Annotated in this window: 13 protein-coding genes and 3 tRNA genes; 15 read left to right on the forward strand and 1 reads right to left on the reverse strand. The window is 48.2% G+C overall.

Translation table 11 applies throughout. From position 1 onward, the window contains the following. Positions 1–50: 50 nt before the first annotated feature. The 3 genes from DWY93_RS07725 (at position 51) to DWY93_RS07735 (ending at position 294) form a co-directional block, all read left to right on the forward strand. Positions 51–124 (forward strand) — tRNA-Met (locus DWY93_RS07725). A 4-nt stretch (positions 125–128) separates the two neighbouring features. After that, positions 129–201: transfer RNA gene (locus DWY93_RS07730), tRNA-Phe, on the forward strand. Between the two features lie 20 nt (positions 202–221). Beyond that, a tRNA-Lys gene (locus tag DWY93_RS07735) sits at positions 222–294 on the forward strand. A gap of 125 nt (positions 295–419) precedes the next feature. On the opposite strand, the gene DWY93_RS07740 is transcribed toward DWY93_RS07735, so the two are convergent. Further along, positions 420–1,106, reverse strand: coding sequence for a TIGR00266 family protein (locus DWY93_RS07740; RefSeq protein ID WP_015553911.1), 687 nt, complete (start codon positions 1,104–1,106; stop codon positions 420–422). 296 nt (positions 1,107–1,402) lie between these two features. On the opposite strand from DWY93_RS07740, the gene DWY93_RS07745 reads away from it, so the two are divergent. From DWY93_RS07745 to pgsC, 12 genes are all read left to right on the forward strand, one after another. Next, on the forward strand, positions 1,403–2,674 hold the full coding sequence (locus tag DWY93_RS07745; protein ID WP_147324193.1) for a hypothetical protein: 1,272 nt from the start codon (positions 1,403–1,405) through the stop codon (positions 2,672–2,674). A 222-nt stretch (positions 2,675–2,896) separates the two neighbouring features. After that, positions 2,897–4,468 (forward strand): aminotransferase class I/II-fold pyridoxal phosphate-dependent enzyme, encoded by a 1,572-nt coding sequence (locus DWY93_RS07750; RefSeq protein WP_278286475.1) that lies wholly within the window; start codon positions 2,897–2,899, stop codon positions 4,466–4,468. A gap of 377 nt (positions 4,469–4,845) precedes the next feature. Beyond that, entirely contained in the window at positions 4,846–5,427 is a 582-nt protein-coding gene (locus DWY93_RS07755; protein WP_117472148.1) for a guanylate kinase, read from the forward strand. Between the two features lie 151 nt (positions 5,428–5,578). Continuing rightward, positions 5,579–6,571, forward strand: a complete 993-nt coding sequence (gene holB / locus DWY93_RS07760) for a DNA polymerase III subunit delta' (protein ID WP_117470019.1) — start codon at positions 5,579–5,581, stop codon at positions 6,569–6,571. A 10-nt stretch (positions 6,572–6,581) separates the two neighbouring features. Beyond that, on the forward strand, positions 6,582–7,493 hold the full coding sequence (locus tag DWY93_RS07765) for a stage 0 sporulation family protein (RefSeq protein WP_015553914.1): 912 nt from the start codon (positions 6,582–6,584) through the stop codon (positions 7,491–7,493). Further along, positions 7,483–8,220, forward strand: a complete 738-nt coding sequence (locus DWY93_RS07770; protein ID WP_117472150.1) for a tRNA1(Val) (adenine(37)-N6)-methyltransferase — start codon at positions 7,483–7,485, stop codon at positions 8,218–8,220. Before DWY93_RS07765 ends, DWY93_RS07770 begins: the two co-directional genes overlap by 11 nt. Positions 8,221–8,416: 196 nt before the next feature. Continuing rightward, on the forward strand, positions 8,417–9,259 hold the full coding sequence (gene rsmI, locus DWY93_RS07775) for a 16S rRNA (cytidine(1402)-2'-O)-methyltransferase (protein WP_117472152.1): 843 nt from the start codon (positions 8,417–8,419) through the stop codon (positions 9,257–9,259). Positions 9,260–9,325: 66 nt separating this feature from the next. Then, positions 9,326–10,771 carry an MBOAT family O-acyltransferase gene (locus DWY93_RS07780; RefSeq protein WP_347465838.1) on the forward strand — a complete coding sequence of 482 codons (1,446 nt, stop codon included), beginning with the start codon at positions 9,326–9,328 and terminating at the stop codon, positions 10,769–10,771. 10 nt (positions 10,772–10,781) lie between these two features. Further along, positions 10,782–12,224 carry a hypothetical protein gene (locus DWY93_RS07785; protein ID WP_117472156.1) on the forward strand — a complete coding sequence of 481 codons (1,443 nt, stop codon included), beginning with the start codon at positions 10,782–10,784 and terminating at the stop codon, positions 12,222–12,224. Between the two features lie 173 nt (positions 12,225–12,397). Beyond that, on the forward strand, positions 12,398–12,673 hold the full coding sequence (locus tag DWY93_RS07790; protein ID WP_117472158.1) for a hypothetical protein: 276 nt from the start codon (positions 12,398–12,400) through the stop codon (positions 12,671–12,673). A gap of 166 nt (positions 12,674–12,839) precedes the next feature. Further along, positions 12,840–13,967, forward strand: coding sequence for a poly-gamma-glutamate synthase PgsB (pgsB, locus tag DWY93_RS07795; RefSeq protein WP_117472160.1), 1,128 nt, complete (start codon positions 12,840–12,842; stop codon positions 13,965–13,967). Next, on the forward strand, positions 13,960–14,385 hold the full coding sequence (pgsC, locus tag DWY93_RS07800; protein ID WP_117472162.1) for a poly-gamma-glutamate biosynthesis protein PgsC: 426 nt from the start codon (positions 13,960–13,962) through the stop codon (positions 14,383–14,385). The genes pgsB and pgsC overlap by 8 nt, the downstream gene beginning before the upstream one ends.

Below are 14,385 nucleotides of genomic sequence, written 5' to 3' on the forward strand. Positions count from 1 at the left end.
AATAGGTATTGATTTTTCGATATTTATTTTGTATAATTAAAAAGCATCGTCGCGGGGTGGAGCAGTCTGGAAGCTCGTCGGGCTCATAACCCGAAGGTCGTAGGTTCAAATCCTGCCCCCGCAATTATGCCCAGATAGCTCAGTTGGTAGAGCAGAGGACTGAAAATCCTCGTGTCGCTGGTTCGATTCCAGCTTTGGGCATTACAACTTAATAGTTGTATGGGATATTAGCTCAGTCGGTAGAGCACTTGACTTTTAATCAAGTTGTCCGGGGTTCGAATCCCCGATGTCTCATTAAGTTGCGGAAGCCGAGAGGTTTCCGCTTTTTAGTATTCTAAAGTTTGCTAAAAAAGAGGTTGCTGCACATTCACACAGCAACCTCTTTTTAGGTTAAAGTATATGTTGTTGAAAGTCGAAGATCAGTTTGATTTTGTCGGAATGAACTGTGCAATGCGTCCGGCGAAATCAGCGATATTCTGAGTCTGAAGGATCACACGGCCAGGACCGGTAAGCTTTGTGAGGAAGAGACCTTCGCCGCCGAAAAAGATGTTTCCAAGGCCTTTGATCGTCTCAACTTCATATTTTACGGTTTTCTCGAACGCAACGATATTTCCTGTATCAACTTTGATCACTTCGCCCGGTGCAAGCTGTTTCTCGACAACATCGCCGTCGATTTCGAGAAAGGCCATTCCGGAACCGGAGATGGATTCAAGGATGAAGCCTTCGCCGCCAAACAGTCCGGAAGTAAATTTCTTTGTGAAGGTGACATCAAGATTTACAGAATCCTGTGCGCAGAGGAATGCACCTTTCTGGCAGATCATGCCGCCGTTTTCTGCCGCGTCGATCGGAAGAACCTGACCAGGTACAGTTGACGCAAATGCGATCGTGGCACCCGGAGCATCCGCACGGTAGGTAGCCATAAACATGGATTCACCGGCAAACATGCGGCCAAGACCTTTCATAAATCCGCCGCGTGTGTTTGTGGACATGGAAATCCCTTCAGACATCCAGGACATTCCGCCGGACTGTGTATACATGGTTTCGCCTGGAGCATCAAATTTGATCTCAACTGCAGGGATAGTTGTGCCAATAATTCTGTATTTCATAGGATCCTCTCTTTCTGGCGTATTGAACGATGAAAATACGCTTGTATTGCTGTATCCAAAAGATACACAAGGGTGAACAAATATATTATATCATACTCTGCCGATAGTTACAGAAGAAATACTGGAATGAAATTTACAGTGAAAAATCCTGTTTATGAAAATAACAAAATGATAACATGTTTACAGTTTCCTTAAATATGGGGGTGCTCGCTTGTGTGAAAAAATTATGGATGATAAAATATCGGTAACAAGTTCAGTGACAGGCGAGTTCAGTTTTGGAAAAAGAAGGTGGCAAGGTGAAAAAGATTTGGATGATGACGGCAGCTTTAGGACTAGGAATCTGGCTGACAGGGTGTTCGCCGGCTTTTGTTCCGGTAGAAGATCCGAGTGAGCCACAGACAGAGGAACGAAATAGTCCTGAAACGGAAAAAGAAGATCAGAGGGAAAATCTGGCCTTTCAGCCACTTTCGGAGGAAGAACGTCGGTGGATCGTAACAGAATTGGAATCCTTTGATGGAGATCATAAATTTTCGGATATGGATCCGGAAAAGGCAGCATCCTGCGGCGGAGAGATCCGGGATGCGTATGATTTTGTTGGACGGGAGACGGAAAATGGTTGCGGGTATGTCCTGGGATTTCGAAAAGGCAAGGAGGATCCGCTGAAAGATCTCAGCATTTACAGCATTGATGATGTGATCGAGGCTGAAAAGTGGAACGAGGACGAAAGTATTTTTGAAAAAGTATATACTTTCGAAAATGTTTATGAAATGTATTACACGGAAGCAAAGGATGTTCTGTTTTTTGTTCCGAGCGGAATAGAAGGACCGGAAGAACTCAGAAAAGCGTTTACATATAGCCTCTGTGACGGTGACGAGGGGGTCCGGTATCTGGAGACTGTAAAGGAGCGCGGTGTGCGGATGTCACCACCGGAGGACGGCGGATATCTTACCGTCCGAAGATTTGAAGCTGCAGAGGTACTGGAGGAATATATTCCTTTGACTGAGGATCAGGAGAAAGAGATCACCGGCTTGAATGAGATCATTGATCCGGTAATGTATGGAATAGATGGGATCACATATGCGGCAAGCCAGGAAATTTATGAGTCAGAAAACCCGGATCCGGATGAGATCACGGTTCCGGCATTAAAAATTGCAGAGGAAAAATGTGAATTTCAGACGGTCGGAACGGAAGACATGAAAGAAATTACAAGTGCGGAACTTGAGGTGGTCCCGATTTCCAAAGAGCTGGAGAAAAACACCGATTTGGCGCGCAAAGATTCTGCTGACTCGGAGGTCGTAGGGATTTCCGAGATGCTGCAGGATCCGGAATTGTTAAAAAGGCTGGAGGAGATCCTGGCGGGGGCATCTTTTGATGAAGCGAAAGAATGTCCGTATAACGGGATCCTGACGCTGACAAAGGCGGATGGGACACAGGTAGTGGTGAGACTGGCATCGGACGGATGCGATTCGATGGTTTATGGCAGCTATAGCTTTTATCAGGCAGCCGGGGGTGAAGTCGCGGAAATTTGGGATATGTTTCCGGAGGTAAAAGCGGAGATTGTAAAGTAAGCCGGCGTTTGTAGTATTGACATTTCTTATGGAATACAGACAGATATTAGACTGGGTGAACAAAGAAGACTGGAGTGCATTATTGGATGTAGGACAGTCGCAGATTGAGAAACTTCTCTCGGAGCAAAAAGAAAAAAATATTTTATAACGAATGCGGATGCGAATTTGACGGACAACTCCCAGTTCATTTGCAGGCGGATGGGAAACAGGAGAATAAAAATTTTGAATTACAGAAAAGAAAAACAGCCGGGACTTTTAGAACGGCTGACAGAATATGCGGGCTCGGATGCGTATCCATTTCATATGCCGGGACATAAAAGACGGGAGATTACGGATGGGATCCCGGGGGGATTTCCGGACCCGTATGGGATCGATATCACGGAGATCGATGGGTTTGACAACCTGCATCATGCGGAAGGAATTTTGAAGGACGCCATGGATGAGGCGGCTGCGATCTACGGGACGGACCGGTCCTGGTATCTTGTGAATGGGAGTACCTGCGGGATTTTAAGTGCAGTTTTTGCGACTACGGAAAACGGCGGAAAGATCCTGACAGCGAGAAACTGTCATAAGGCGGTGTACCATGCGATCTGCCTGAACCGGCTGGAGGCGGAGTATCTGTATCCGGAGGAGATCACGGAATTCGGGATCAATGGAGGAATCCGTGCGGAGGATGTGAGAAAAGCGCTTGAAAAGGATGCGATGCACTGTGCGGGAAATTCGGGGGATGTGAGAGGAAAAATCACGAAAATCCAGGCAGTGCTCATCACATCCCCAACCTATGAAGGCGTGGTGTCGGATATCCGGGCGATCGCGGATGCGGCTCATGAATACGGGATCCCGTTGATCGTCGATGAGGCACACGGGGCACATCTGGAGTATGCAGATCAGTGTCACAGCTTTCCGAAATCGGCGTTAGAATACGGGGCTGATATCGTGATCCAGAGCCTTCATAAGACGTTGCCATGCTTTACACAGACGGCAATTCTGCATGTGAAGGGAAAGTTTGTGGATCAGGACAGAATTTCGAGGTATTTGTCCATGTTTCAGACATCCAGCCCGTCATACCTTTTTATGGCTGGGATGGAGCGGTGCATCCGGTATATGGATGGGGACGGAAGAAATGAGATGATCCGGTATGAGAAAAGACTGGAGCGCTTTATGGAGCGGATGGAAGGACTTCAGGTACTTGAGGTTCTGGACCGGGAAATCTGTGGGAAATATCGGACTGTGGCCGGATGGGATCCGTCGAAGATCGTGGTTTCCACGATGCGCGCAGAGGATTTTCACGGGGAAGAGCTGGCGGAGACACTGCGGAGAAAATACCATCTTGAGATGGAGATGACAGCGCCGGAGTATGTGATCGCGATGACGTCGCTGATGGACACGGAAGAAGGATTTGAGCGGCTTGGAACGGCGCTGCTGGAGATTGACGGGGCGCTGAGACGCCGCACGGAGTCCGGGCGAAAGGAGAAAGCAGCTAGTGAGACTCCAGAAGGCCTGGAATCTAAACTTTCGCACCCGGTCAGGAGAATGCTCATCTGCGAGGCAATGGATGCTGATACGGAGCGCACAGCGTTTCAGGATACGGTCGGAAAGGCATCTGCGGAGTTTGTGTATCTGTATCCGCCGGGAATCCCGATCATCGCGCCGGGAGAGGTCTTCACGGATGCGATCGTGGAGAAGATCATGGCGTACAAGGCAGCAGGACTTCTTGTCCAGGGACCGGCTGATCCGGATGCGGACGTGATCTTAACATGTCAGACGCCAGGGTTTGTTCATAAAGGATGCTGATGAAAAAGGAAAACGTTAGTAATTCAAGTGCATAAGAGGTGGCTGCATCCGAAATGAGGAGGCTTATCATGCGAGAGTATTTCCCAGGAGAGAAACTTTTGTTACTTTAAAAGAATAAGAATTTGATGAACTGAAAATTCCATGTCATACAGCAGTCTTCACAGATTTTTCCAAGCAGGAACAGGAATTCTTACAGTGTATAAGTGGGAATGCGGATCCCGTGAAATTATCGAGCGAGGATGGAAACAACGGTTGCACGGAACCTCTGATTTTGATACAATGAAAAGATAGAACCTGAAAAGTGGTTGTAAAAGTTCGATCGAAAAGTCTTATCTGACAGGGATAAAAATTATAATACAGAAGGCTGAGAGAAACAAATGGGCAGGATATATTATCTTCTTGGGAAGAGCGCGACAGGAAAAGATACACTGTATAAGGAAATCCTGAAACGGAGACCAAAGCTGCGGACGGTGACGATGTATACAACAAGACCGATCCGGGAAGGCGAGACGGACGGAGTGGAATATTTCTTTACCGACCGCGAGGAGCTGGAGCGGCAGCTGGCTTCCGGAAAGGTGATCGAGTCGAGAACTTATCAGACGATCGCCGGTTCGTGGACTTACTATACGGTGGATGACGGGCAGTTTGATGTTGCCGACGACGAGTGCTGTCTTATGATCGGGACACTGGAATCTTACGAGAAGATGTGTACCTATTTTGAAGCGGGAAAGATGGTCCCGGTCTATATCGAGGTCCCGGACGGGATCCGGCTTCTCAGGGCCGTCAAACGCGAGGAAAACCAGAAAAAGCCGAATTATCGGGAAGTCTGCCGGAGATACCTTGCAGACGAAAAAGATTTTTCAGAGGAAAATCTGGAACGCTTGGGAATTACGAAGAGATATCAGAACACGGATATGGAAATGTGCCTGGAAGAAATCCTAAGGGATTTGGATAAATAACTTTTTATAGGCGTTATTTTGTGGTAAGATAAAATGGAAACACCGTTAGCGGGAACAGTTAAATGTTCTGTTCGAACCGGGAAGATCCGGCGAAAAAGGCAGTGCCGGAACTAATAGGATGAGGAGGGATGCGGCTATGTCAGAAGAAAAGATCATGGGATTTGAAGAGATCCTCGGGAATGAGATGGTGAAAGATCACTTTAAAAAGGCGATCCAGAATCATAAGATCTCACATGCTTATATCCTGACGGGAGAAGCCGGCATGGGAAGAAAATCGATCGCGAATGCGTTTGCGATGACGCTCCTGTGCGAGAAAGGCGGAAGTGAGCCGTGTATGATGTGCCATTCCTGCAAGCAGGTGATGAGCGGAAACCACCCGGATCTCATCTATGTAACACATGAAAAGCCGGGAAGCATTGGCGTGGATGATGTGCGGGAACAGATCAACGATACGATCATGATCCGTCCGTACAGCAGTTATTATAAGATCTATATCGTGGATGAGGCGGAAAAGATGACGGTTCAGGCGCAGAACGCCTTATTAAAGACCATTGAAGAGCCGCCGTCCTATGCGGTCATCATTCTGATCACGACAAATCAGGAGGCGTTTTTACCGACGATCCTCTCCAGATGTGTCCAGATGAAGTTAAAGCCGCTTAAGGATTTCACGATCAAGAGTTACCTGACCCAGAATCTCCATATTGCGGAGAAGGATGCGGATATCTGCGCTGCATTCGCAAGGGGAAATCTCGGAAAGGCGATCCATCTGGCTTCGTCGGATGAATTCAAGGAACTTTTCCAGAAGGTCATGGTTCTCGTGAAAAACGTGGGAACTATGGATATTTCGATGCTTCTGGATTGTATCCGGGAGATGAAAGAGCAGAACTTTGATATCGGCGAGGTGCTGGACTTAATGCAGCTCTGGTACCGGGATGTGCTCATGTTCAAGGTCACGAAGGACATGAACCTGCTGATTTTCAAGGATGAATATAAAATGATCAACGAGACGGGTGAGAAAGTCGATTATGCCGGGCTGGAAGCAATTCTGGCGGCGATCGACACGGCAAGAACACGTTTAAATGCGAACGTAAATATGGAATTAGCGATGGAATTACTTCTGCTGACCATGAAGCATCCGTCATAAGGAGCGAAGAATGACGAAAGTAATTGGGATCCGCTTCCGAAAAGCGGGAAAAGTGTATTATTTCAGTCCTGGTGAGAATGAGATCAAGACCGGCGACCATGTGATCGTCGAGACAGCCAGAGGTGTGGAATATGGATATGTGGTGCTTGGAACCCACGAGGTGGATGACAAGAAGGTGATCCAGCCGTTAAAGTGCGTGATCCGTATGGCGACACCGGCGGATGAGGAGACGGAGCGCCGCAACAAGGAGAAAGAAAAAGAGGCCTTCAAGGTATGCGTTGAGAAGATCAAGAAGCACAATCTCAGTATGAAGCTCATTGACACGGAGTATACCTTCGATAATAATAAGGTGCTGTTCTATTTTACGGCAGACGGAAGAATCGATTTCCGTGAGCTGGTAAAGGATCTGGCGTCCGTGTTTAAGACGAGGATCGAGCTTCGCCAGATCGGTGTCCGCGATGAGACAAAGATCGTGGGCGGAATCGGTATCTGCGGAAGACCGCTTTGCTGTGCGTCCTATCTTTCTGAGTTTATTCCGGTATCCATCAAAATGGCGAAGGAACAGAATCTTTCCCTGAACCCGACGAAGATCTCCGGTGTCTGCGGAAGACTGATGTGCTGCTTAAAGTACGAGGAAGATACTTATGAGGAATTAAACGGAAGACTTCCGAATATCGGCGACTATGTGACAACAGACGACGGTTTAAAGGGCGAGGTCCACAGTGTGAGCATTCTGCGCCAGCTTGTGAAGGTCATTGTGACTGTGAACAACGATGAGAAGGAGATCCGTGAATATAAAGTGGATCAGTTAAAATTCCGCCCGAAAAAGAGACGGGAAAAGCAGTCCACGAACGATGCGGAACTTAAGCAGTTAGAGGCTCTTGAGAAAAAAGAAGGGAAATCAAAACTCGATGACGATTGAGTTAAAGGAAAATGAGCGTCTGGATGATCTTCAGAGAAATGGACTGCAGATCATCCAGAAGACAGATGGGTTCTGCTTTGGTATGGACGCGGTGCTGCTTTCTGGTTTTGCTGCTGTAAAGCCCGGGGAGCGGGTACTGGATCTTGGAACCGGGACGGGGATCATTCCGCTTCTTCTTTCTGCAAAGACAGAGGGAGAACATTTTTCAGCGCTTGAGATCCAGGATGAGATCGCCAGAATGGCGGAGCGGAGTATCAAATTAAACCATCTGGAAGAGAAAATTGAGATCGTACATGGAGATATCAAGGAAGCCAGCCGGATTTTCGGAGCGGCTTCCTTTGATGTCGTTACGACAAATCCACCGTATATGAATGACTCCCACGGACTTAAGAATCCGACGGAAGTGAAGGCGATCTCGAGACATGAGGTCCTCTGCACGCTGGAGGATGTTGTGCGGGAAGGCGCGAAGGTCCTGAAACCGGGCGGAAGGATGTATATGGTCCACCGGCCGCACCGTCTGATCGAGATCTTCGGGACGATGAAGCAGTATAAGCTGGAGCCGAAGCGGATGAAAATGGTCCATCCGTTCAAGGATAAGGACGCGAACATGGTCCTCATCGAGGCGGTCCGCGGCGGCGGAGCCTGGATGAAGGTCGAGGCGCCGGTGATCGTTTATAAGGAGCCGGGCGTGTATACGGATGAGATCTATTCGATTTACGGGTATTAAATTGTTGTGAGGGTTCTTTTGGCGGATGAGCCGGAAAATGTCAGGAATTTTCTAAACGAAAAGCTCCGGATAATGTAGGAATAGTCGCGGATCTTGCCAATCCGGAATGGAATCATCCGTAAACTCGCGTTACGGAAATGTTGAGATAAAAAGCTGTCGGTGAAAAAGCAGCATCGGGCAGCAGGAGGAATTGGTCATGCAGGGAAAATTATATTTATGCGCAACGCCTATCGGGAACTTGGATGATATCACGCTGCGGGTGTTAAATACGTTGAAAGAGGTGGATCTGATCGCTGCGGAGGATACGCGGCACAGCATCAAGCTTTTAAACCATTTTGACATCAAGACACCGATGACCAGTTACCATGAGTTTAATAAGGTGGAAAAGGCGAGAGTTCTCGTTGAGAAGATGAAGGAAGGCACGAATATCGCACTGATCACGGATGCCGGGACGCCGGGGATCTCGGATCCGGGCGAGGAGCTTGTAAAGCAGTGCTATGAGGCCGGAATCGAGCTGACTTCTCTTCCGGGGCCGGCGGCATGCATCACGGCACTCACGATCTCCGGAATGGCGACAAGACGGTTCGCGTTTGAGGCGTTTCTGCCGTCGGATAAGAAGGAAAAGCAGAGAATTCTGGAAGAATTAAAGTCAGAGACACGGACGATCATCCTCTATGAGGCGCCGCACCGTCTGGTACGGACCTTGGAAGAGCTTCTTGAGGCGCTGGGGAACCGGAGGATCACGATCTGCAGGGAACTCACAAAGAAGTACGAGACGGCATTCCGAACCACGTTTCAGGGGGCGTTAGATCATTTTGAGACGGAGGAACCGCGGGGCGAATGTGTCATCGTGATCGAGGGAAAGAGCCCGGAAGAGATCAAAAAAGAGAAGGAACAGACCTGGGAAGCCATGTCGCTCACGGAGCACATGGACGTCTATCTGTCACAGGGAATCGAGAAGAAAGAAGCGATGAAGCTTGTGGCAAAGGATCGCGGGATCGGGAAACGGGATGTGTACCAGATGTTATTGGAAGAGTAAAGAGTCATGCAGTTTAATTCAGTTGATTTTATGATATTCTTTCCCGCAGTGGTGGCGGTATACTTTGTGATACCGCGAAAGCTGCGGGAATACTGGCTTTTAATTGCCAGTTATTATTTTTATATGGGGTGGAATGCCAAATATGCGCTTCTGATCGGCTCATCGACGGCGATCACATATGTAAGCGGACTGCTCTTAGACCGGGCGGATCATACCAAAGAGGAACGTGCCGGAAAACTTCAGAAGAAACTGGTGCTAGCAGCCTGCATGGCGGTCAATCTGGGCATTCTGGCAGTGTTTAAGTACGGAAATTTCGCAATCAATTCTGTCAATTACATATTGTCAAAAATTCATGTCTCGGCGGTGGAGCGCCGGTTTGATCTTCTTCTTCCGGTCGGAATCTCCTTTTACACGTTTCAGGCATTGGGATACATCATGGACGTATACCGGAATGACGTGGAAGTGGAGAAAAATCCGGTCCGGTATGCGCTGTTTGTGTCCTTTTTCCCTCAGCTCGTGGCAGGACCGATCGAGAGATCAAAAAATCTATTGAATCAGATGAGATCCATCGATCAGATTCAGGTGTGGGATGCGAAAAGAGTGGCATCCGGTGGGATTTTCATGGTCTGGGGACTCTTCATGAAGATGGTCATTGCGGACCGGATCGCGATTCCGGTGGATACGGTATTTAACAATTTCCGCATGTACGGGGGAACTGAGATCGCGCTGGCGGCGGTGGGATTCGCGATTCAGATCTACTGTGATTTTGGCAGTTATTCCATGATCGCCATCGGGGCGGCAAAAGTCATGGGATTTCAGCTGATGGAAAACTTTAATACGCCATATTTTGCCGTCGGAATCCGGGACTTCTGGGGACGGTGGCATATTTCTCTCAGCACCTGGTTCAGGGATTATCTCTATATCCCGTTAGGCGGCAACCGCAGGGGAAAATTCCGCAAAGCGGTCAATATTATGATCGTATTTCTGACAAGCGGCCTGTGGCATGGGGCGGACTGGAGCTTTGTGCTGTGGGGCGGTATTCATGGATTTTATCAGGTGATCGAGGATGTGACGGAGAAACTTAGAAATAAACTCTGGAAAGCCATGAACGTAAAAACGGAATGCTTTAGCTGGAAATTCCTTCAGATGGCAGTGACATTTGTTCTGGTGGTGTTTGCGTGGATCTTTTTCAGAGCCGATTCGATCCGGGACGCGCTCGGTGTGATCAAACGGATCGTGACATGTCAGACCCCATGGGTCCTGTTTGACGGTGAGATCTACACTCTCGGTCTGGACCGGATCGAGATGAACATTCTGCTCGTCAGTCTTGTGATCCTGTTTCTGGTGGATCTTGTACGGTATCTGAAAAAACAGACGCTGGACGTATTCCTGATGAGCCAGAACCTGTGGTTTGAGTGGTTTGCTGTGATCGGACTTATCGTGATGATCTTCATTTTCGGGGAATATGGACCAGCATTTGATCCGCAGCAGTTTATCTATTTTCAGTTCTAGGAGGGGAAAAGTGAAAAAGACGGTAGTTCGGATCACAGGTTTTTTGCTGATTCTGCTCATGGTGCTGGCAGGAATCAATCGCGTATTCAAGATGAAGTACGGGGACGGCATCTACAGCCTGACAAAGTTTTACGAACAGAAGAAAGGCAGCGTGGATGTGCTGGTTTTAGGCAGCAGCCATGCGTTTGAAAATATTAATACGGGGACACTGTGGGATGAATATGGAATGGCATCCTATGTATTGGGCGGTTCCAGGCAGCCGTCCTGGAATACATACTATTATCTGAAAGAGGCGTTGAAGACCCAGCGACCGGAGTTGATCGTGCTGGAAGGATATATGCTGCTCTATGACGCGGATTATGAGGAGAGCAGCAGGATCATAAAAAACAATTTTGGACTGAAGTGGTCGAAGGATAAGATTGAGTCTATTAAGGTCAGCGCACCGAAGAGTCAGTGGGCAGAGTATTTTCTGGAATATACGCAGTACCACACCAGATACCGGGAACTCAGCCGGGAGGATTTCCTGAAAAACCAGGGATATCGCTACTATGATAACTGGAAGGGGTTTGGATGTAATCTCGATACGGTTGCGGAAGTGGGGACCGATGTGAAGCAGGTGGATGAGGTAAGCCCACTTTATGGAAAGACGGAGGAGTATTACCGGAAGATCCTGGAGCTGGCCCGGGAGGAGAATATACCGGTGCTTGTGACGATCGCACCGTATTTCCTGGTGGATGAGAAGAGTGAAAGGTTGTTCAACCGGGTTGGGGAGATCGCAGGGGAATACGGCGATCTGTTTCTGGACGGTAATAAACTTGTGGATGAGATCGGTGTGGATTATCAGGTGGACAATGCGGATGATGTGGGACACCTGAATTATCTGGGAAATCAGAAATACACAAAGTATCTCGGAACATACATAAAGGAACATTATACGGTGAGTGACCGCAGAGCGGACGCGGCTTATGAGAGCTGGCAGAAGAATGCGGACTATATCCGGGAAATGATCGCGGATCAGGAGCTGAAGGAGAGCGGGGATATGGAAACGATATCCGAAAAGCTCCAGAACCCTAATTATTGGGTGTTTATCTCGGTGGATGATTCCTGTAATGGAGAAGATCAGGAACTGCAGAGGTTTCTTGGCGCGGCAGGTCTTGAGGATGCACTTCAAAACGGCTTTCCGGCGGGAGTATGGCTGACATCTCAAGGGAAAATCTTAAATGCCACTGGGGCAGGTACCGCTAAGATCTATATCCGGAAGAAACCGAAGGAATTTTGCATTCAGAGAATGGCCGGTGCTGACGGGCAGATGGAAAACCAGATCATCTGTGACAGGGGTTCTTACCGGAAGGTGGATTCCGGAGTCAATGTGGTGGTTTATGATCTGATGACAGAGGAGATCGAGGATCAGTTTGGAATTGATGTCTTTGACGGGTGCAGGATCGTGAGATGATATTTGAGAAAACTGTGGACTTACTTAATGAAATTTACAGACAAATGACGAAAAAATAACAAATATCTTAATAATGCGGCGAGATAATAAGTAATGGTTGAGAAATAGGGGGGGGAATGATATAATTCAAGTAGATGAAACGGAAACAATCAGCATAGCGGGGGGCGATTTATATGAAGAAAAAAATGTGGTTAACATTATGTAACTTAGGCGTTTCAGTAGTATTTTTATTATCGTTATATAGCTATACAAAGGGTATGAGAATGTTTTCGCTGGGATTAGCAATGGCACTTCTTATAGAAATAGGTATCAGAGGGTTTATTGAGCAGAAATTTGCGCAGGAGGGCGCTGAGGTAAATGGAAATAAGATTTATCATGTATCTGAAATATTAAGATATGCCTGCGCTATTATTTTGGCAATAGCAGTGTGGCGCAATGGGTTTAAATGACAGTGATTAAAAGAATAGTTTTAATATAAAATGCTTCTTTTTCCCAAAGCAATAATGCAGTTGGGAAGAAGAAGCATTTTCTCATATTTATCTGTGGAGTTTTGTGTCGTTTCGGAGTATGATTTAAGAAAATGGTTCTTCTGAACGATAAAATCTGAGGTGTTTTATGCTTAAGATAACGATTCTTCTCTTAGGGCTTTTCTGGTGTCTGGGACTTTGGATAGAGGGGCGGGATGCGGCGAAAAGCCGCGCGACCCTGCGTCACGTGGTGCATGTAAACGGCACACGAGGGAAATCTACGGTCTGTCGGCTGATCGAGGCCGGCTTGCGGGCAGGCGGCTTGCGGGTATTCTGCAAAACTACAGGTACGGATCCGATGACAATAGATGTTTCCGGCAATGAAGAGCCTCTGCACCGCAGAGGCAAAGCCAATATTAAAGAACAGGTCGGCATTCTGCGCCGTGCTGCCGCCCAGAATGCGGAAGTTCTGGTGATCGAGTGCATGGCATTGCAGCCCGAATATCAAAGATGTGCACAGCATCGCATTTTGCAGGCCGATGTGGGCGTGATTACGAATGTGCGGCACGATCATGCCGATGTGATGGGGGACAGCCTTCCGGAAATTGCGGATACGTTGAGCAACACGATTCCCAAGGGAGGAGTTTTATTTACGGCCGATGAGACCATGGCAGACCGTCTCAAGAATCATGCGGAGGCGCTGGGCAGCCGTTTCGTTCTGGCACGTCCCGCTGGGGATGAGCCGGATTTTGACTTTGCCGAAAATATTTCCCTGGCAATAGCTGTATGTGAAGATCTGGGCGTTTCGTGGGAAACAGCTCTTGCGGGCATGGCCCATTATAAGCGCGACCCTTATGCGCTGGCACTATATAAGATGGGGCAGGGGATTTTTGTGAATGCCGTTTCGGTAAATGATCCTGATTCCACCTGCATCGTCTGGGACGATCTGCAGAAAAAACTTGGAGAGAAGGCCGGAAAGCTTATTTTGATCGTATGCAACCGGGCCGATCGGGGAAGCCGCACCCGGGATATGCTGACTGTATGTGAGAGACTGGCTCCGGCCGAGGTCTGGCTGGCAGGTTCGCATAAAGACTATATGACTGCCAAACTGCACCGGTTCTTGCCTGATTGCGCCGTGCGCAGTTTTTCACAGGCTGACGATATGCCTCTAAACGATACAGCACCGGGTACAGTGCTGTTTGCAGTCGGCAATTTGTATGGAGCGGGGCGCAAACTGATCGCCCGTGTCCGCGAGGAGGGAGAGCCTTATGTATAATCAAATCATTCTGTTAGGTGTAGTGGTGAGTATGATCTTTACCGAGATTACCGGGCTTTCGGCTGGACTTATCGTACCCGGTTATCTGGTTCTGGCGTTACATAGCCCAGGTCGTATTGTTACTACGCTGATTATGGCATCCGTGAGTGTGCTTTTATGCCGTCTGGCATCGCAATGGCTGATTTTATTTGGTCGACGCCGGTTTGCCTTTCTGATCCTGCTGACCTTTGTGCTGAATTGTGTACTTTCCGCATGGAGACTGCTTCCCTTCAGTGTGATTGGCATTTTAATGCCAGGTATTCTGGCGCGGGAAATCGACAGACAGGGATTCTTCGATGCCTTTCTGGCAATTGCCGCCACTACGCTTTTTACGGCGCTGATCTTACTGCTTATCGGGCAAAAGCTGCCCGGCGTGTGA

Source organism: Clostridium sp. AF28-12 (assembly GCF_003435225.1).
Lineage (GTDB): Bacteria > Bacillota > Clostridia > Lachnospirales > Lachnospiraceae > Pilosibacter > Pilosibacter fragilis.